17 protein-coding genes are annotated in these 18,075 nt (G+C 59.9%); 11 read left to right on the top strand and 6 right to left on the bottom strand.

Features of this window, described 5'->3' with window-relative positions; translation table 11 throughout:
- Positions 1 to 4 precede the first annotated feature (4 nt).
- From H8F23_RS08765 to H8F23_RS08735, 7 genes are all read left to right on the top strand, one after another.
- Entirely contained in the window at positions 5 to 361 is a 357-nt protein-coding gene (locus H8F23_RS08765; RefSeq protein WP_093435356.1) for a DUF4398 domain-containing protein, read from the top strand.
- Entirely contained in the window at positions 358 to 1,170 is an 813-nt protein-coding gene (locus H8F23_RS08760) for an OmpA family protein (protein WP_194934057.1), read from the top strand. Before H8F23_RS08765 ends, H8F23_RS08760 begins: the two co-directional genes overlap by 4 nt.
- A gap of 201 nt (positions 1,171 to 1,371) precedes the next feature.
- Positions 1,372 to 2,811: an aminotransferase-like domain-containing protein gene (locus H8F23_RS08755; protein WP_016985994.1), complete on the top strand. Its 1,440-nt coding sequence runs from the start codon at positions 1,372 to 1,374 to the stop codon at positions 2,809 to 2,811.
- 79 nt (positions 2,812 to 2,890) lie between these two features.
- Positions 2,891 to 3,361, top strand: coding sequence for a translation initiation factor 2 (locus H8F23_RS08750; protein WP_099759341.1), 471 nt, complete (start codon positions 2,891 to 2,893; stop codon positions 3,359 to 3,361).
- 166 nt (positions 3,362 to 3,527) lie between these two features.
- Positions 3,528 to 3,782, top strand: coding sequence for a YkgJ family cysteine cluster protein (locus H8F23_RS08745; protein ID WP_007908349.1), 255 nt, complete (start codon positions 3,528 to 3,530; stop codon positions 3,780 to 3,782).
- A 41-nt stretch (positions 3,783 to 3,823) separates the two neighbouring features.
- On the top strand, positions 3,824 to 4,429 hold the full coding sequence (locus H8F23_RS08740; RefSeq protein ID WP_016985992.1) for an START domain-containing protein: 606 nt from the start codon (positions 3,824 to 3,826) through the stop codon (positions 4,427 to 4,429).
- A gap of 314 nt (positions 4,430 to 4,743) precedes the next feature.
- The gene (locus H8F23_RS08735; RefSeq protein ID WP_194934056.1) at positions 4,744 to 6,837 is read left to right on the top strand and encodes an LTA synthase family protein; all 2,094 of its coding nucleotides are present in this window, start codon (positions 4,744 to 4,746) and stop codon (positions 6,835 to 6,837) included.
- Positions 6,838 to 6,911: 74 nt separating this feature from the next.
- Here H8F23_RS08735 and H8F23_RS08730 read toward each other — a convergent pair whose 3' ends face one another.
- Positions 6,912 to 7,070 (bottom strand): DUF3309 family protein, encoded by a 159-nt coding sequence (locus H8F23_RS08730; protein WP_169432680.1) that lies wholly within the window; start codon positions 7,068 to 7,070, stop codon positions 6,912 to 6,914.
- Between the two features lie 323 nt (positions 7,071 to 7,393).
- Here H8F23_RS08730 and H8F23_RS08725 point away from each other — a divergent pair, with 323 nt between their 5' ends.
- From H8F23_RS08725 to csrA, 3 genes are all read left to right on the top strand, one after another.
- Positions 7,394 to 8,209 (top strand): SDR family oxidoreductase, encoded by an 816-nt coding sequence (locus tag H8F23_RS08725; protein WP_194934055.1) that lies wholly within the window; start codon positions 7,394 to 7,396, stop codon positions 8,207 to 8,209.
- 63 nt (positions 8,210 to 8,272) lie between these two features.
- Positions 8,273 to 8,605, top strand: coding sequence for a YnfA family protein (locus H8F23_RS08720; RefSeq protein WP_016985989.1), 333 nt, complete (start codon positions 8,273 to 8,275; stop codon positions 8,603 to 8,605).
- A 135-nt stretch (positions 8,606 to 8,740) separates the two neighbouring features.
- Positions 8,741 to 8,926 carry a carbon storage regulator CsrA gene (csrA, locus tag H8F23_RS08715; RefSeq protein ID WP_016985988.1) on the top strand — a complete coding sequence of 62 codons (186 nt, stop codon included), beginning with the start codon at positions 8,741 to 8,743 and terminating at the stop codon, positions 8,924 to 8,926.
- Positions 8,927 to 8,931: 5 nt separating this feature from the next.
- Here csrA and H8F23_RS08710 read toward each other — a convergent pair whose 3' ends face one another.
- From H8F23_RS08710 to mnmC, 5 genes are all read right to left on the bottom strand, one after another.
- Entirely contained in the window at positions 8,932 to 9,159 is a 228-nt protein-coding gene (locus H8F23_RS08710) for a YheU family protein (RefSeq protein ID WP_003192759.1), read from the bottom strand.
- 170 nt (positions 9,160 to 9,329) lie between these two features.
- Entirely contained in the window at positions 9,330 to 10,520 is a 1,191-nt protein-coding gene (locus H8F23_RS08705; RefSeq protein WP_016985987.1) for an osmoprotectant NAGGN system M42 family peptidase, read from the bottom strand.
- Between the two features lie 156 nt (positions 10,521 to 10,676).
- Entirely contained in the window at positions 10,677 to 12,422 is a 1,746-nt protein-coding gene (gene ngg, locus H8F23_RS08700; protein WP_194934054.1) for an N-acetylglutaminylglutamine synthetase, read from the bottom strand.
- 3 nt (positions 12,423 to 12,425) lie between these two features.
- A complete protein-coding gene (locus H8F23_RS08695; RefSeq protein WP_093435339.1) occupies positions 12,426 to 14,198 on the bottom strand; it encodes an N-acetylglutaminylglutamine amidotransferase in 1,773 nt (590 codons plus the stop codon).
- Between the two features lie 162 nt (positions 14,199 to 14,360).
- Positions 14,361 to 16,340 (bottom strand): bifunctional tRNA (5-methylaminomethyl-2-thiouridine)(34)-methyltransferase MnmD/FAD-dependent 5-carboxymethylaminomethyl-2-thiouridine(34) oxidoreductase MnmC, encoded by a 1,980-nt coding sequence (mnmC, locus tag H8F23_RS08690; protein WP_194934053.1) that lies wholly within the window; start codon positions 16,338 to 16,340, stop codon positions 14,361 to 14,363.
- Positions 16,341 to 16,512: 172 nt separating this feature from the next.
- Between mnmC and pap the strand changes: the two genes are divergently transcribed.
- A complete protein-coding gene (pap, locus tag H8F23_RS08685; RefSeq protein ID WP_095048579.1) occupies positions 16,513 to 18,027 on the top strand; it encodes a polyphosphate:AMP phosphotransferase in 1,515 nt (504 codons plus the stop codon).
- The last annotated feature ends 48 nt before the right edge of the window (positions 18,028 to 18,075 follow it).

The raw sequence follows: 18,075 nt of genomic DNA, 5'->3' as shown, positions 1-18,075 counted from the left end.
CTTAGTGAGTATTCGACCTCTTTTCGCGGCTGTGGCCGTTCTGGCCCTGGCCGGTTGCGCGACCGATCCGGCACCCAATGAACAAATGCGCCTGACCGAGCAAGCCATCACCCAGGCCAAAGCTGTTGGCGCCACCGCCGATGAAGTGCCGGAAATGAAACTGGCCGAAACCAAGTACAACCGCGCCAAAGGCAACATGGCTGACCAGTCCTATCGGAACGCGCGTATGCGCTCCGAACAGGCTGAACTGGATGCACGTCTGGCCGAAGCCAAAGTGCTGACGCAAAAAAGTCAAGAACAGGTGAATGTGCTTAACACCCGCATCGTCCGTTTGCGCAAGCAATTGGGAGATGCCCAATGAGCCTCAAGTCGAAAGTCCTCGGCGGTCTGCTGCTCGCCGGTTGCGTCAGCCTGTACGGCTGCGCCGGTCAGCACAGCGAATCCGCTCTGCAAGCCGCCAGCGCCGACTTCCAGAAGGTCAAGGAGGACTCCAACGTGCTGCGCATCGCACCGAAAGACGTGATCCGTGCCGGTGAGTCGCTGGCCCGTGCCGATCGCCTGTCGACCTATTGGGGCAGCGGTTCCGATGTTGTGCACTACGCCTACCTGAGCCAGCGTTACAGCGAAATTGCCCGCGAGCACACCAATCAGGTGCTCAACGAAGAGCGCGCGGCCAAGCTCGAGCTGGATCGCCAGCGCTTGCAACTGGCCCTGCGTGAATCCAAGTTGCTCAGCGTGCAGCAACAGGGCAAATGGCTGGAAGAACAGATCGTTGCACTGGCCACCACGCAGACCGACCGTGGTCTGGTGATGACCCTCGGCGATGTGCTGTTCGACACCGGTGAAGCAGAGCTGAAAAACTCGGCCAACCGTGTTGTGCTGAAAATCGTCCAGTTCCTGCAACTGAACCCCAAACGTGTAGTGCGCATCGAGGGCTACACCGACAGCACCGGCGGCAAACAGGAAAACCTCAAGCTGTCCCGTGATCGCGCGCAAGCGGTGGCCGACGTGCTGATGGACCTGGGCATCGACGACAAACGTATTCAGGTCGAAGGCTACGGCGACGAATACCCGGTGGACGCCAACGCTTCCGAGCGTGGGCGGGCACAGAACCGTCGCGTGGAAATTGTCTTCTCCGATGAAAAAGGCCAGCTCGGCGCCGCCCGTTAAGGGTTGCGTCTCTGGAAAGCCCGGGCTGTCATGCAGTGCCGGGCTTTTTTACGTCTGTCGATTGGCTCGCAATCCGTACAGTAGGGGGCAGACACCGCACTGTATGGTCGAGTAATGTGGCAACTGTCCCAGTACACTTCTAAACTGTTCCGGTATTGTTTCACACAAGAATAAAATGCCCGTGAAATCGAGTGCTGCGTCATGACCAATCTCTTGCTCTACCAACGTATTGCTCAGCAACTGGCCGAAGACATCCGCCGTGGGGTCTATCAACCGGGGGAGCGCGTGCCTTCGGTGCGCAAGATGAGTTCGCAGCTCAACGTCAGCCATGCAACGGTGTTGCAGGCTTACGCCAATCTCGAAGATCAGGGGCTGATTCGGGCGCGCCCGCAGTCCGGTTATTACGTGCACCAGACGCCGGCATTGACGGCGCCGACGCCGGACATCGCCCGTGTCGAGCGGCCGGGGCTGGTCACCCGCAGCAGCATCATTCAACAGGTGTTGGTCGAATCGCGCCGTGAGGGTGTATTCCCGCTCGGCGCTGCGGTGCCCAGTGTCGATTACTTGCCGGTGCGCGCACTGCATCAGCAACTGGCCAAGGTCACCCGTTTCCATAGCCCGCGCGCTTTCAGCTACATGTTCAGCCCCGGTTTCGAACCGCTGCGCCGGCAAGTGGCGATCCGCATGCGCGACGCCGGTGTGGTGGTCGATCCATCAGAAGTGGTCATCACCCACGGTTGTGTCGATGCCTTGCAGATGTCGTTGCGCGTGCTGACCCGGCCGGGCGATCTGATCGCCGCCGAATCACCAACCTATTACGGTTTGCTGCAATTGGCCGATCTGCTCGGCTTGAAGGTCATCGAAATCCCTAGCGATCCGGCCACTGGCATGAGCCTCGAAGCCTTGCAACTGGCCGCCAACCAATGGTCGATCAAGGCGCTGGTGCTGACCACGCGCCTGAGCAATCCGTTGGGCGGCACCATGCCCGAAGAGCGGCAGAAACAGTTGCTGCGTCTGGCCTCGGACTTCGACATCCAGATTGTCGAAGACGACATCTATGGCGAGTTGATGTTCGAACAGGGCAAAACCAAAGCGCTCAAGGCTTATGACCGACTGGATCGGGTGATCTACTGTTCGAGCTTCTCCAAAACCTTGTCACCCGGTGTGCGCATCGGCTGGATGATCGCTGGCAAGTATCAGCAGGAAATCCAGCGCTTGCAGACCTTCAGCACCCACTCGGCGTGCAGCGTGACGCAGATGGCGATTGCCGCTTATCTGGAAAACGGCGGTTATGACCGGCATTTACGGTACATCCGCCAGGAATACCGAAAAAACCTCAGCGCGTTCCAGTTGGCGGTGCAGCAGTACTTCCCCGAAGGCACGCAAATGACCCGGCCCACGGGCGGTTTCATCCTCTGGGTGAGCTTGCCGGGGAGGGTGAATACCCAGGAATTGCATGTTCGCGCCCTGCAGCAGGGCATCAGCATTGCGCCGGGACTGATCTTCAGTAATACCGAGCAGTTCAACCACTGTATTCGCCTGAACTGCGGAATTCCGTGGAACCGCGAGGCGGAGCGGGCGTTGATGACCCTTGGCTTGCTGGCGACGCAACTGTGCCAGGAAACCGCTGGCGGATTCTGAACGAGCGGTGGCTGATGCTTGTCTTGTGGCGCCCAACAAGCGAGCATATGGCCATCTGCCGTTTGCCACTGTTGGGTTCATGAAAGCGATTGCTCCTGCCGCTTGGGTTTTGCTGGGTTTGCTGATGATCGGTCATGCGCCTGGCGTTGTGGCCGCTGCGGCTCAGGAAAAACCGGCGGCGACGAGCCCGGCGAAAAAAAACACGCCAGCGCAGAAGGCAGCTCCCGCGAAGAAACCTCAGCAAAAAGTCATCAAGAAGCGCAAGCCAATCGCGTCCAAATCGAAACCTGCCAGCGAAGTGGTGAAAACCAGACTGCCGCCGGCCAGGCTCGATTTGAGTCTGCCCAAAGACATGGTTCAGGAACTGAAGCCCAAAGGCACGGTTGAGTTGCCCAAGCGCGAGGCGATCCTGCCGCAGATGTTTGGCGAGAAGAACAACGGCTTCCAGCTCAACGGCCGTTTGCTCAGCAACGAAATGCAGTTGCAACTGCGCAATGAAGAGCGCCGTGAAGTCGAAGGTGCGGCGCTGGATTTTGAATTCAAGCAGTGACTGCAGGCCATCTGTGACCCGCAGACCAGACGCTTTGTCGGAGACTGGTCAGTCACATTCAGTTATCGGTAAAAACCCCGGTTCAGGGAATTTAAAACAGCCGTTTTAGCGGTTACTCTGTTCTGCGTCCCTTTTACACATCGCCCGTCGCGAGGAAATGTTCGTCATGAAGTGCCGTGAAGGCTGTGGCGCCTGCTGTATTGCCCCGTCCATCAGTTCGCCGATTCCCGGCATGCCTGATGGCAAACCTGCCGGCGAACGTTGCGTGCAACTCTCGGTCGAAAACCTGTGCAGCATTTTCGGCCGCCCCGAGCGCCCGGCAGTCTGTTCCGGTTTTGCGGCGGATGTCGAAGTCTGTGGCAGCAGCTCGGAAGAAGCGATCAGGCTGATTGGCTGGTGGGAGCAGATGACGGCGGCGTGATGTGTCAAACGAACGGAACTTCAACAATAAGGAATAAGACTATGGGTTCGCTGCATCGTATCGCTGTGTTGTGTGGTTTGACCGCTGTGCTGGCCACCTCCGTCGCTCAGGCTGAAGACTGGAAAGTCGCCAAGAATGAGGACGGCATCAAGGTGTCCCTGAGTGAAGTGCCAGGTTCGGACTACAAGTCCTACCAGGGCGTTGCGCTGATGAAAACCACCGTCGCCAAACTGCGCGCACTGCAGGAAGATGTCTCCGGCGCGTGTGCCTGGATTCACGAATGCAAGACCCAGAAACTGCTCAAGCACGAGGGCGATCAGAGCTGGACCTACACCCAGTTCAACACGCCTTGGCCGGTGACCCCGCGTGATTCGGTGCTGCACATCACCACCGTTGAAGGCGCCGATGGCAGCCTGACCCGTAACCTCGAAGGTCTGCCCAAGTACATTCCGGAAGAGAAAGGCTTTGTCCGTGTAGCGCAGGTCAAAGGCTTCTGGAAATTCGTACCCAAAGGTGATCAGGTTGAAGTGACCTATCAGGTGCATACCGAGCCGGGTGGTAGCGTGCCTTCGATGATTGCCAACAAGTTTGTCGTCGATGCACCGTTCAATACCCTCAAAGCCTTGAAAGAGCGCGCCGAGAAGTAATCTCGCGTTCCAACAAAACGCCCCGATCGATTCGGGGCGTTTTGTTTTGTATCTATATTGTGTTTCCAGATATGCGTTGCACGAAATTTTCACAAAGTGTTCCTGACAATTCGCCCGCGCTGTTTGCACGCTGTCCCGGTTCGCCGCTGCACTAAATGAAAGTGTCGGGCGGCAGGGCAGTTATCAATGGCAATGGTGCGGGTGATCGTGCAACATTTGCGCACCGCGCAAGCCCCGGGGTCTGGAATGACCAATAGAGGGCCTGGCGCCGCTGTATTTTTGCAACTTCAACTTCCAATGGGTCCTAAAACGACATGGCAAACCCGGACGCCCTGAATCAGCAGCGATCTTCTGCTCGCCTGCTGCAACCGACCGTCAAATCGCATCTGGCCTACACGCTGCTTTGCGCGCTGGTCATGATGGTGATGTTTTCCGTGCTGCGCCTCGCGCTGCTGGTCTACAACCGCGAGATGATCCTCGACACCCCGGCTTCGACCTTCCTCGAAGCCTTCGCCAACGGCCTGCGTTTCGACCTGCGCCTGGTGGTTTACGTGTGCATTCCGCTGGTACTGGCGCTGTTCAGTGCCCGCGCCATGGCCGCACGCGGCTTCTTCCGCTTGTGGCTGACCATCGCCTCAAGCATCGCGCTGTTTCTCGGCCTGATGGAGATGGATTTCTACCGCGAGTTCCACCAGCGCCTCAACGGTCTGGTGTTCCAGTATGTGAAAGAAGACCCGAAAACCGTGATGAGCATGCTCTGGTACGGTTTTCCGGTGGTGCGCTACCTGCTGGCGTGGGTGATCGGCACCGTCATTCTGACCCTCGCGTTCAAAGGCGCCGACCGTGCCACGCGTCCGCGCGGCCCGTTCAGTGGTGGCAGTGTCGGTACCCGTCAAGTTGCGCCGTGGTACACCCGTCTGGCGGTGTTCGTGGTCTGCCTGTTGATCTGTGTAGTTGCCGCCCGTGGCACCCTGCGTCAAGGCCCGCCAATGCGTTGGGGGGACGTGTACACCACTGATTCCAACTTCGCCAACCAGCTCGGCCTCAACGCCACGCTGTCGCTGATCGAGGCCGCCAAATCCCGCATGGGCGAAGATCGCGACAACATCTGGAAAGCGACGTTGCCGCAAGAGCAGGCGCAGAAAGTCGTGCGCGACATGCTGCTGATGCCAGACGACAAATTGGTCGATGCCGATATTGCCGCTGTGCGCCGTGATTACACGCCGCCGGCCGACAAGACCCTGCCGATCAAAAACGTTGTGGTGATCCTGATGGAAAGCATGGCCGGTCACTCGGTCGGTGCACTGGGCGCGCCAGGCAACATCACGCCATACCTGGACAAACTGTCGAAGGAAGGTCTGCTGTTCGATCGCTTCTTCTCCAACGGTACGCACACCCATCAGGGCATGTTCGCGACCATGGCCTGCTTCCCGAATCTGCCAGGTTTCGAATACCTGATGCAGACCCCGGAAGGCAGCCACAAACTGTCCGGCTTGCCGCAGGTGCTCAGCGCCCGCAACTACGACGACGTATACGTCTACAACGGCGACTTCGCCTGGGACAACCAGTCGGGCTTTTTCAGCAACCAGGGCATGACCAACTTCGTTGGCCGTAACGACTTCGTCAACCCGGTGTTCTCCGATCCGACCTGGGGCGTGTCCGACCAGGACATGTTCGACCGTGGTCTGCAAGAGTTGAAGGCGCGGGAAAACGGCAAGCCGTTCTATGCCTTGCTGCAAACCCTGTCCAACCACACGCCATACGCCTTGCCGACGCCATTGCCGGTCGAGCGCGTGACCGATCGCGGCAGCCTCAACGAACACTTGACTGCCATGCGCTACGCCGACTGGGCGCTCGGTCAGTTCTTCGAGAAGGCGCGCAAAGAGCCGTACTTCAAGGAAACCCTGTTCGTCATCGTCGGCGACCACGGCTTCGGCAACGAGCGCCAGATCACCGAAATGGACCTGGGCCGCTTCAACGTGCCGATGCTGATGATCGCACCTGGCATTCAGGAGAAGTTCGGTACGCGTGACCACACAGTGGGTACGCAGATCGATATCGTGCCAACCATCATGGGCCGTCTCGGCGGCGAAGTGCGTCACCAGTGCTGGGGCCGCGACTTGCTCAACCTGCCGGAAGGCGACACCGGTTTCGGTGTGATCAAGCCGTCGGGCAGCGAGCAGACCACTGCTATCGTCACCGCTGACCAGATTCTGGTGTTGCCGAGAGACAAAGACATGGGGCCGAAGATGTGGCAGTACCAACTGGGGGCCAATCCGCACGCCGAAGTGGTACCGAATGCACCGCGCACCGCCGAGTTGAAACTCAAACTCGAAGCGTTCCTGCAAACGGCAACCAAGAGCCTGATGGATAACACCGCCGGTGTCATCCACGGCAAGCCGGACTGATCGATCTATAACAGAAAGATCCGCGCAATAAAAAAGAGGCCCTTAACAGTGCCTCTTTTTTTACGCGTGAATCGTTATATCCGACCGAGTAACAGCAGCACCAACAGCACCACCAACACCACGCCGATAATGCCCGAAGGACCATAACCCCAACTTCTGGAGTGCGGGAAGACCGGTAGACCACCGATCAGCAACAGGATCAGGATAATGATTAGAATTGTGCCCATGTCGATTTCCTTGTTGATAGCGTTCGAGAAGTCTTGGTATTCAAGGGCGACTGGAGACTAAGTAATTCCAGACGGCTTACAAATTCCGACCGGTGTGCATGAAAGAAAATTCAATGTTTTTTTAATGTATTTGGATCGCTCACTTATTTCCTTTACAGAGAAAAGTTCGCCGCCTCGTTTCACTCGACAGCGCCTGCAGGAATCCATGCAGGAGCTGCCGAAGGCTGCGATCTTTTGATCCTCCATTCAGCAACTTGATGGAGCGTGGGCGCACGCCGATCCTTCGCTACACTCCGCGCATCTTCCCCGGAACAACAAGGCTGTCTGCTATGCAAAATCGCATGATGATCACTGGTGCGGGCTCGGGCCTGGGTCGCGAAATCGCGCTGCGCTGGGCCCGTGAAGGCTGGCAACTGGCCTTGTCCGACGTCAGCGAACCCGGTCTGCAGGAAACCCTGAAAATGGTCCGCGAGGCGGGCGGCGACGGTTTTACCCAGCGCTGCGATGTGCGTGATTACAGCCAGCTCACCGCGCTCGCTCAGGCCTGTGAAGTGAAGCTCGGTGGCATCGACATCATCGTCAACAACGCCGGCGTGGCCTCGGGTGGCTTCTTCAGCGAGCTGTCGCTGGAAGACTGGGACTGGCAGATCGCAATCAACCTGATGGGGGTGGTCAAGGGCTGCAAGGCGTTCCTGCCACTGCTTGAACAAAGCAAAGGCAAAATCATCAACATCGCCTCCATGGCCGCACTGATGCAAGGCCCGGCGATGAGCAACTACAACGTGGCCAAGGCCGGCGTGGTGGCACTGTCGGAAAGTCTGCTGATCGAACTGGCGCAGCAGGAAGTCGGTGTGCACGTGGTTTGCCCCTCTTTCTTCCAGACCAACTTGCTCGATTCGTTCCGTGGGCCGACCCCGGCGATGAAAGCGCAGGTCGGCAAGTTGCTGGAAAGTTCGCCAATTACGGCGGCGGATATCGCTGACTACATCTATCAGCAAGTCGCCGCTGGCGAGTTCATGATCCTGCCCCACGAACAAGGGCGAATGGCTTGGGCGCTGAAGCAGAAGAACCCGCAACTGCTCTACAACGAAATGACTTCAATGGCGGAGAAGATGCGCGCCAAAGCCAAACAGAACAACGGCTGACCTTGCCCGTTGCAGACAGCGTCGTTAGGGTGGCCGCACTGGTCACCTTGTCGAGACGCATCAATGCTCAATTACCTGTGGTTCTTTCTCGCGGCGCTGTTTGAAATCGCCGGTTGTTTCGCTTTCTTCATGTGGCTGCGTCAGGGCAAAAGTGCGTTGTGGGTGATTCCTGCGCTGCTCAGCCTGACCCTGTTCGCACTGTTGCTGACCCGTGTTGAAGCCAACTATGCCGGTCGTGCCTACGCCGCTTATGGCGGCATCTACATCGTCACTTCGATTGGCTGGCTGATGGTGGTCGAGCGCGTGCGTCCCTTGGGTTCGGACTGGATCGGCGTGGCGCTGTGCGTGATCGGCGCCAGCGTGATTCTGTTCGGGCCACGTTTTTCTGCTGCCTGAAGATCTTTTGTGGGAAGTGTCTGACAGCTCGAGGCGAGCATGGGTGTAAGGCAAAACTGATTTGCACTCCGTGCATTGAAGAGGCGCGGCAAGCCGCGCATCTTCAGGGTTCGCTAACCCTGAAGGACGAATCTCATGCTTGTACTCAGCCGTGTCGTTGGTGAGTTGATTTCAATCGGTGATGACATCACCTTGCGCGTTCTGTCAGTGAACGGTGCCAGCGTGCGATTTGGCGTCGAGGCGCCACAAAAGGTCAACGTGCACCGCGCGGAGGTCTATGAGCGGATTCAGCGCAAGCAAGCCACGCAGAAAGTTCGCTGAGGATTTCAGTCGAACAGGTGCTTGGGCACGTCGTGCTTGAGCATCAACTGGCACTGCTCGCTTTCCGGGTCGAAGACGATCAGCGCCTGGCCTTTGGTCAATGCCTGACGCACGCGCAGCACGCGGGTTTCCAGCGGCGTGTCATCACCGTTGTCGGTGCCGTCGCGGGTGACGAAATCTTCGATGAGGCGGGTGAGGGTGTCGACTTCAAGAGCGTCGTAAGGAATGAGCATGGGCACCTCGGTCAAATCAATGGCGGGATGCTACGGCGATTGCGGGTTGCCTGCCAGTTTTGTGTTGCCTGTACCTACGCCATCGCGAGCAGGCTCACTCCTACAGGGGAACGCATTCCAAAGGTAGGCCTTCGCCTGCTCGCGATAGCGGTATTCCAAACAACGATGATCTAACTATCGTTACGCTGCCCCACCAGACTGTCCACCGACGGCACTCGCGTATCGCTCTCCATCTGTGTGTCATGCTCAATCTGATGACTGAAGCGATCCAGTGAAGCATTCGCTGGCGCCGCATCGCTGGCAAACACCGGCGGGCTCAGAATATAAGCGCCCAGCAAACGACTCAACGCCGCCAGACTGTCGATGTGCGTGCGCTCATACCCATGGGTCGCATCGCAGCCAAACGCGAGCAGGGCGGTGCGGATGTCGTGGCCGGCGGTCACTGCCGAGTGCGCATCGCTGAAGTAATAGCGGAACAGGTCGCGGCGCACCGGCAGTTCGTTTTCACCGGCCAGACGCAGCAAATGTCGCGACAGGTGATAATCGTACGGGCCGCCAGAATCCTGCATCGCCACACTCACCGCATGCTCGCTGGAGTGCTGGCCGGGAGCGACCGGCGCGATGTCGATGCCGACGAATTCGCTGACGTCCCACGGCAGCGCCGCCGCCGCGCCGCTACCGGTTTCCTCGGTGATGGTGAACAGCGGGTGGCAGTCGATCATCAGCTCCTGGCCGCTGTCGACGATGGCTTTGAGTGCCGCGAGCAGCGCGGCAACGCCGGCCTTGTCATCGAGGTGACGGGCGCTGATGTGACCGCTTTCGGTGAATTCCGGCAGCGGATCGAATGCGACCACGTCGCCGATGCTGATGCCCAGCGAGTCGCAGTCAGCCTTGGTCGCACAGTAGGCATCCAGACGCAGTTCAACGTGATCCCAACTGATCGGCATTTCATCGACGGCAGTGTTGAAGGCATGCCCGGACGCCATCAACGGCAAGACACTGCCGCGAATCACGCCGTTGTCGGTAAACAGGCTGACGCGGCTGCCCTCGGCAAAGCGGCTCGACCAGCAGCCGACCGGGGCGAGGGTCAGGCGGCCGTTGTCTTTGATCGCACGAACGGCGGCGCCGATGGTGTCCAGGTGCGCGGAAACGGCGCGGTCGGGGCTGTTCTTCTTGCCTTTGAGCGTGGCGCGAATGGTGCCGCGTCGAGTCATTTCAAAGGGAATGCCGAGCTCTTCCAGACGCTCGGCGACGTAACGCACGATGGTGTCGGTGAACCCGGTGGGGCTGGGAATGGCGAGCATTTCCAGCAGGACTTTTTGCAGGTAGTTGAGATCCGGTTCGGGGATTTGCGTGGTCATGGAAACTCCTGATGGGTTGAGCACTGATCGTTCCCACGCTCTGCGTGGGAATGCAGCCGGGGACGCTCTGCGTCCCAAGAGTGGACGCAGAGCGTCCGGTGAGGCGTTCCCACGCAGACGGTTCGACGCCTCGACGTGGGAACGATCAGGAAAGGGTTAAATCGCCGGCTGACTGTGCGGAAACAACAAGTCGACAAACCGCTCTGCCGTCGGCTGCGGCTCATGGTTGGCCAGACCGGCACGTTCATTGGCCTCGATAAACACGTATTCGGGCTGATCCGCCGCCGGTACCATCAAGTCGAGGCCGACCATCGGAATGTCCAGCGCCCGCGCCGCCCGTACCGCTGCATCGACCAGCGTCGGGTGCAGGATCGCGGTGACATCTTCCAGCGTGCCGCCGGTGTGCAGATTCGCCGTACGCCGTACAAACAGGTGCTCGCCGGCCGGCAGAATGCTGCTGTAGTCATAACCGGCCGCATGCAGGGTGCGCTGGGTTTCGTGATCCAGCGGGATCTTGCTTTCGCCACTGGTCGCGGCTTGCCGACGACGGCTCTGCGCCTCGATCAACGCGCCCACCGAATGCTGGCCATCGCCGACCACTTCCGCCGGCTTGCGAATCGCCGCGGCCACCACTTCAAAGCCAATCACCAGAATCCGCAGATCAAGCCCTTCGTGGAAGCTTTCCAGCAGCACGCGGCTGTCAAATTGCTTCGCCGTTTCGATGGCTTGCTGCACCTCTTCGATGCTCTGCAAATCCACCGCTACGCCTTGGCCCTGTTCACCGTCGAGCGGTTTGACCACCACCCGTTGATGCTCATCGAGGAAGGCCAGATTGTCGTCGGCATTCCCGGCCAGTTGCTGCGAGGGCAGGTTCAGTCCGGCGCCTTTCAGCACTTTGTGGGTCAGGCTTTTGTCTTGGCACAGGCTCATGCTGATCGCGCTGGTCAGGTCGCTCAACGATTCGCGGCAACGTACGCGACGCCCGCCGTGGCTGAGGGTGAACAGTCCGGCATCGGCGTCATCCACCTGCACGTCGATACCGCGTCGATGAGCCTCTTCAACAATGATCCGTGCATACGGATTGAACTGCGCTTCTGGCCCCGGGCCGAGAAACAGCGGCTGGTTGATGCCGTTTTTGCGCTTGATGGCGAAGGTCGACAGATTGCGAAAGCCGAGCTTGGCGTAGAGGTTTTTCGCCTGCCGGTTGTCATGCAGAACCGACAGATCCAGATAGCTCAAGCCGCGACTCATGAAGTGCTCGATCAGGTGGCGCACCAGCACTTCACCAACACCCGGCCGCGAGCATTGCGGATCAACCGCCAGGCACCACAGGCTGCTGCCGTTTTCCGGGTCGTTGAAAGCCTTTTGATGGTTCAGGCCCATGACGCTGCCGATCACCGCGCCGCTGTCTTCATCTTCGGCCAGCCAGTACACCGGGCCGCCCTGATGATGCGGAGTGAGCCGCGTGGCATCGATCGGCAACATGCCGCGCGCCTGATACAACAGATTGATCGCCTGCCAGTCCGCCTCACTTTGCGCGCGGCGAATACGGAAGCCGCGAAACACGCGGGTGGCCTGGCGGTAATCGCTGAACCACAGGCGCAAGGTGTCCGACGGGTCGAGAAACAGTTGCGTCGGTTCCAGGCCGAGGATCTGCTGCGGCGCAGCGACGTACAGCGCGATATCACGCTCGCCGGGCTGTTCTTTGAGCAGCTCCTGTGCCAGCGATGCCGGGTCGGGAAACGTGTGGCCGATCAGCAACCGGCCCCAGCCGCAATGCACGGCGATCGGGTCGGCGGCCAGCGTGCTGCCATCTTCGGCCAGACGCGCCTGCAAGCGTTCATAGGACGGCGTCTGACCGCGTAGTAGCCGTTGGTTGATGGCCGTGGCGTGGGGTTTCATCAATCAGATTCCTTGTTCACTGAGCCACAGGTTCAGGGCAGCCAGTTGCCACAACTTCGAACCGCGCAACGGCGTCAGTTGGCCTTGCGGATCGGTCAGCAATTTGTCGAGCATGGCCGGATTGAACAGACCGCGATCCTGACTTGGATCGAGCAGCAGTTCGCGCACCCAATTCAGCGTGTCGCCCTGCAGGTGCTTGAGGCCCGGCACCGGGAAGTAGCCTTTTTTGCGGTCGATCACTTCACTTGGAATCACTCGACGCGCGGCTTCTTTCAAGACTTGTTTGCCGCCGTCAGGCAGCTTGAATTGGCCAGGCACTCGGGCCGAGAGTTCCACCAGTCGGTAGTCGAGAAACGGCGTGCGCGCCTCCAGGCCCCAGGCCATGGTCATGTTGTCGACACGTTTGACCGGGTCATCGACCAGCATCACCGTGCTGTCCAGACGCAAGGCTTTGTCCACCGCCGCATCGGCGCCGGGCTGGGCGAAATGTTCTTTCACAAAGTCGCCGGCTGCATCGTTCGCGGTCAGCCATTTGGGCTGCACGGTGGCGGCGTAGTCGTCGTAGCTGCGGTCGAAAAATGCGTTGCGATACGCCGCGTACGGATCGGCCGCGCCGTCGACTTGCGGGTACCAGTGATAACCGGCGAACAACTCGTCAGCACCCTGGCCGCTCTGCACCACTTTGCAATGCTTGGCCACTTCGCGCGACAGCAGATAGAAGGCGATGCAGTCATGGCTGACCATCGGCTCGCTCATCGCGCGGAACGCGGCGGGCAATTGCTCGATGATTTCTTTCTCGTCGATGCGCAGTTGATGATGCTGAGTGCCGTAGTGTTTGGCGATCAGATCCGAGTACTGGAACTCGTCACCGCGTTCGCCGCCGGCATCCTGGAAACCGATGGAAAAGGTCGAAAGGTTGTCGACGCCGACTTCACGCAACAGGCCGACGAGCATGCTCGAATCGACGCCGCCGGACAGCAGCACACCGACATCCACTGCCGCGCGTTGACGAATCGCCACCGCTTCGCGGGTGCTGTCGAGGACGCGATCAACCCAATCTTCGAGGGTCAGATTTTTCTCATCATCGTGTGGGCCGTAAGGCAGCGTCCACCAGGTTTTCTGTTCGGTGGTGCCGTCGGCTTCAACGCGCATCCAGGTCGCCGGTGGCAGTTTTTCGATGCCGGCCAGCAGGGTGCGCGGCGCGGGGACCACGGCATGGAAATTCAGGTAATGATTGAGCGCCACCGGATCGAGGATCGGGTTGATGTCGCCGCCCTTGAGCAGCGCCGGCAACGCCGAAGCAAAGCGCAAACGCTGACCGGTGCGCGACAGGTACAAAGGCTTCACGCCGAGACGGTCGCGGGCGATGAACAGGCGTTTGGCGTCGCGTTCCCAAATGGCAAACGCGAACATGCCATTGAGCTTCGGCAGCAGCGCTTCGCCCCAGGCGTGGTAGCCCTTGAGCAGCACTTCGGTGTCGCCACCGGAGTAGAACGCGTAACCCAACGCTTCAAGTTCGGCACGCAGTTCCGGGAAGTTGTAGATCGCGCCGTTGAAGGCCAGGGACAAACCCAACTGGCTGTCGATCATCGGCTGCGCCGAGCCGTCCGACAGGTCCATGATTTTCAGGCGACGATGGCCCAGGGCAATCGGCCCTTGGGCATGGAAGCCCCACGCGTCGGGGCCGCGAGGGGCCAGGTGATGGGTGATTCTCTCGATCGCTGCAAGGTCTGCAGGTTGTTGATCAAAACGTAACTCGCCAGCTAATCCGCACATAAAGTCCTTACCGGTTTTTCCGTTGGGGAGGGTGTTTCTTCAGCGGCCGAAATGGCCGGTACTCAGAAACTGACCCGGTGCGGTTGTGGGAGTTTTAGAACGATAAGTTATAAGCGGCGCCGTCAGACCAGTGGGCCACCGTCATGGCCCATGGTCTTCAGTTCATTTGCCGCGAATCAACCGACGTAACGCAAAGCGGTTGGGGTGACAGGCTTCGGCGACACTGCGTGGCAGCGGCAGAGGTTCGTTGTCCAGCCACGCAGCGAGCAGTTCGCCGGACAGTGGCGCGGTGATCAGTCCGCGTGAGCCGTGGCCGCTATTGACGTATAAACCGTCCAGCCAAGGGCAGGCGATGTCCGGCACTTGGCGGGCGTCTTTGCTCAGCACCGAGTAGGTGTCGAGGAACGCTTCGCGGTCGGCGAGGGGGCCGACAATCGGCAAATAGTCAGGGCTGGTGCAGCGAAAGGCTGCGCGGCCCTGAAGATTTTCGACCGGCTGTTCGCTGATGTGCAGACGCGTAACCAGATCGCTTGAGATCTCTTCGAGCATCGCCAGATTGCCCACGTGTTCGGCGGTGGTCGGCGTCAGGTCATCGCTGTTGAAGTCGAAACTGGCGCCGAGCGTGTGTTCGCCCAGACGGGCGGGAGCGACGTAGCCTTCGGCGCAGACCACAGTTGCCAGTGCCTGGCTTTCTGCGGTTTCGGCGAGACGGGTGATCTGCCCGCGAATGCGCTTGAGCGGTAACTCGGCGCTCTGCGCAAAACATTTGATGTCGGCGGCACCGGCCAACACCACGACCGGCGCGCTGGCGAGCAAGCGGTCACCGTCGAGGGCTTGCCACTGGTCATCGACCCTGCGCAGTTGCAGTGCTTGGCAATGATTGAGCAGTTCGATGTTCGCCTGCGCCGCTTGTGCCTGACACAGCGCCGGCGGATGCACCCAACCGCCTTCGGGATAGTACAAGCCGCCATGGGCCAGACCGACCCCGGCACGGGTCTGCGCCTCGGGCTGATCAAGCCACTGCAACAGGTCTTGCGGGAAGGCTTCGGCCAATTGCGCGTGACGCTCGGCTTCCTTGGCATTGAACGCCAGTTGCAACACGCCGCAGTCGTCCCAGTCGGTGCCGCGTTGCAGGGTTTCCAGCAGGCGTCGGGTGTAACCGAAACCGCTGACAATCAGTTGCGACAGTGCTGTGCCGTGGGCGGACAGTTTCAGGTACAGCACGCCCTGCGGATTGCCCGAGGCTTCTTGCGCCACCGCCGCATGGCGTTCGAGCAACGTCACCTGCCAGCCACGTGCGGCCAGGCTGGACGCCGTGGCGCAGCCGGCGAGACCGGCGCCAATCACCAGCGCTCGACGTTCAGCCGCGATCGGTGCAGGACGAGCGAACCAGGGTTTTTCCGGCGTCGGCGGCGTCACTTCCGCCGGCCAGCCGAGAAACTCGCCACGGAGGATTTCCCACTTGTGACCGATGCCCGGCGTGCGCTTCATTTTGAACCCGGCAGCGTTGAGCAAACGGCGCACCCAACCGGTGCTGGTGAAGGTGCTGATGGTCGAACCGGGCGCTGCCAGTCGCGCCAGTTCGACGAACAGTTCTGCGGTCCACATGTCGGGGTTTTTCGCCGGGGCGAAACCGTCGAGAAACCACGCATCAATCTGCGCGTCGAGCTGCGGTAACTGCTCCAGTGCATCGCCGATCAACAGCGTCAGCGTCACGCGGCCGTGGGCCAGGGTGATGCGCTGAAAGCCGGCATGGATCGCCACGTAATGCGTCAGCAACTGATCGGCCAGCGGCTTGAGTTCCGGCCACAGGGCAAGCGCACGTTTCAGGTCGGCAGGGCTCAGCGGGTATTTTTCGACGCTGACAAAATGCAGGCGCGCACCCGCCATGGCGTGCTGCTCGAACAACTGCCAGGCGCAAAGAAAATTCAGCCCGGTGCCAAACCCGGTTTCGCCGATGACCAGTCGCCCATCCGCCGGCAGCGCGGCAAAACGCTCGGCCAGGCGGTTCTGTTCGAGGAACACGTAACGGGTTTCTTCCAGCCCCGACTGGTCGGAAAAATACACGTCATCGAACACCCGCGAACGCGGGCGTCCGTGGTCATCCCAATCGAGTTGGGCGTGGGGCAATACAGGTTTCATGGCAGGCTCGGCAACGACAAGGCCGCCATTCTAGCCGATCGCGCAGGGGCTGCTTGATCCATGGCAAGGCTTGCGCCCGTTGACTCACGGACAATCCGCCAGCCGTGGGAATTTCTGCGCCGCTGCTGTGCCCAATCCGCTAGTCTTGCTGAATCCTGGAAGGAGCCGTCCCATGTTTGAATCCGCTGAAATCGGTCACGCCATCGACAAAGACACCTTTGATGCGGCCGTCCCGGCATTGCGTGAAGCCTTGCTCGAAGCTCAGTTCGAATTGCAGCAGCAGAAGCGTTTCCCGGTGATCATCCTGATCAACGGCATTGAAGGCGCGGGCAAGGGCGAGACGGTCAAGTTGCTCAACGAGTGGATGGACCCGCGCCTGATCGAGGTGCGCACGTTCGATCAGCAGACCGATGAAGAATTGTCGCGGCCACCGGCGTGGCGCTACTGGCGAATGCTCCCGGCCAAGGGGCGCATGGGCATCTTTTTCGGCAACTGGTACAGCCAGATGCTGCAGGGGCGGGTGCATGGCCTGTTCAAGGATCCGCGTCTGGATCAGGCGATCGCCGGCGCCGAGCGTCTGGAAAAGATGCTCTGCGATGAAGGCGCGCTGATCTTCAAATTCTGGTTTCACCTGTCCAAAAAACAGATGAAGGCCCGGCTCAAAGCATTGGCCGATGATCCGCTGCACAGCTGGCGCATCAGCCCGCTGGACTGGCAACAATCGGAAACCTACGACAAGTTCGTCAAATACGGCGAGCGCGTGCTGCGCCGTACCAGTCGCGATTACGCGCCGTGGCATGTGATCGAAGGTGCCGACGCCAACTATCGCAGCCTGGCGGTCGGCAAGATTCTCCTCGAAGGTTTGCAAAATGCGCTGAAGCGTCCGGACGTACATCCGCACGATGTCAGCGCCGCGCCGTTGGGCACGCCGGTCGATCAGTTGAACCTGCTCGACAGCCTCGACCTGACCCAGCGTCTGGAGAAGAAAGACTACGAAGAACAACTGATCACCGAGCAGGCGCGCTTGTCTGGGCTGATGCGTGACAAACGCATGCGCCGCCACGCGCTGGTGGCGGTGTTCGAAGGCAACGATGCCGCCGGCAAGGGCGGGGCGATCCGTCGGGTCGCGGCGGCGCTCGATCCGCGTCAATACAACATCGTGCCGATCGCCGCACCGACTGAGGAGGAGCGCGCTCAGCCCTACTTGTGGCGCTTCTGGCGGCATATTCCGGCGCGCGGCAAGTTCACCGTGTTCGACCGCTCTTGGTACGGCCGGGTGCTGGTAGAGCGGATTGAGGGTTTCTGCACGCCGGCCGACTGGTTGCGTGCCTACGGCGAAATCAACGATTTCGAAGAGCAGCTGTCCGACGCCGGAGTGATCGTCGTCAAGTTCTGGCTGGCCATTGATAAAGACACGCAGATGGAGCGATTTCAGGCACGCGAAGCGATCCCCTTCAAACGCTTCAAGATCACCGAGGACGACTGGCGCAACCGCGACAAGTGGGACGCGTATCGCGCTGCCGTCGGCGATATGGTCGACCGCACTAGCTCGGAGATCTCGCCATGGACGCTGATCGAGGCCAATGACAAACGCTGGGCCCGGGTGAAGGTGTTGCGCACGATCAACCGTGCACTGGAAGAGGCCTTCGAGAAATCCGACAAGCACGCTAAAAAACACAAGGACTGAGCCGATAGACGCGCATACGCGGGGTGAATGATTGTCGCGGTGGTTGAT

It is taken from the genome of Pseudomonas neuropathica, from assembly GCF_015461835.1.
GTDB classification, from domain to species: Bacteria; Pseudomonadota; Gammaproteobacteria; order Pseudomonadales; family Pseudomonadaceae; genus Aquipseudomonas; species Aquipseudomonas neuropathica.
Note: the sequence above shows the minus strand (reverse complement) of the source record. Positions and strands in the feature narration are given on the sequence as shown.

Bases quoted from the DNA above. Each gene is read 5' to 3' on its own strand.
- H8F23_RS08695 (WP_093435339.1), bottom strand. From the start codon at position 14,198: ATGTGCGGATTAGCTGGCGAGTTACGTTTTGATCAACAACCTGCAGAC.
- pap (WP_095048579.1), top strand. From the start codon at position 16,513: ATGTTTGAATCCGCTGAAATCGGTCACGCCATCGACAAAGACACCTTT.
- H8F23_RS08745 (WP_007908349.1), top strand. From the start codon at position 3,528: ATGAAGTGCCGTGAAGGCTGTGGCGCCTGCTGTATTGCCCCGTCCATC.
- H8F23_RS08760 (WP_194934057.1), top strand. From the start codon at position 358: ATGAGCCTCAAGTCGAAAGTCCTCGGCGGTCTGCTGCTCGCCGGTTGC.
- H8F23_RS08735 (WP_194934056.1), top strand. From the start codon at position 4,744: ATGGCAAACCCGGACGCCCTGAATCAGCAGCGATCTTCTGCTCGCCTG.
- H8F23_RS08720 (WP_016985989.1), top strand. From the start codon at position 8,273: ATGCTCAATTACCTGTGGTTCTTTCTCGCGGCGCTGTTTGAAATCGCC.
- H8F23_RS08750 (WP_099759341.1), top strand. From the start codon at position 2,891: ATGAAAGCGATTGCTCCTGCCGCTTGGGTTTTGCTGGGTTTGCTGATG.
- H8F23_RS08725 (WP_194934055.1), top strand. From the start codon at position 7,394: ATGCAAAATCGCATGATGATCACTGGTGCGGGCTCGGGCCTGGGTCGC.
- csrA (WP_016985988.1), top strand. From the start codon at position 8,741: ATGCTTGTACTCAGCCGTGTCGTTGGTGAGTTGATTTCAATCGGTGAT.
- mnmC (WP_194934053.1), bottom strand. From the start codon at position 16,340: ATGAAACCTGTATTGCCCCACGCCCAACTCGATTGGGATGACCACGGA.
- H8F23_RS08705 (WP_016985987.1), bottom strand. From the start codon at position 10,520: ATGACCACGCAAATCCCCGAACCGGATCTCAACTACCTGCAAAAAGTC.
- H8F23_RS08755 (WP_016985994.1), top strand. From the start codon at position 1,372: ATGACCAATCTCTTGCTCTACCAACGTATTGCTCAGCAACTGGCCGAA.
- H8F23_RS08710 (WP_003192759.1), bottom strand. From the start codon at position 9,159: ATGCTCATTCCTTACGACGCTCTTGAAGTCGACACCCTCACCCGCCTC.
- ngg (WP_194934054.1), bottom strand. From the start codon at position 12,422: ATGAAACCCCACGCCACGGCCATCAACCAACGGCTACTACGCGGTCAG.
- H8F23_RS08740 (WP_016985992.1), top strand. From the start codon at position 3,824: ATGGGTTCGCTGCATCGTATCGCTGTGTTGTGTGGTTTGACCGCTGTG.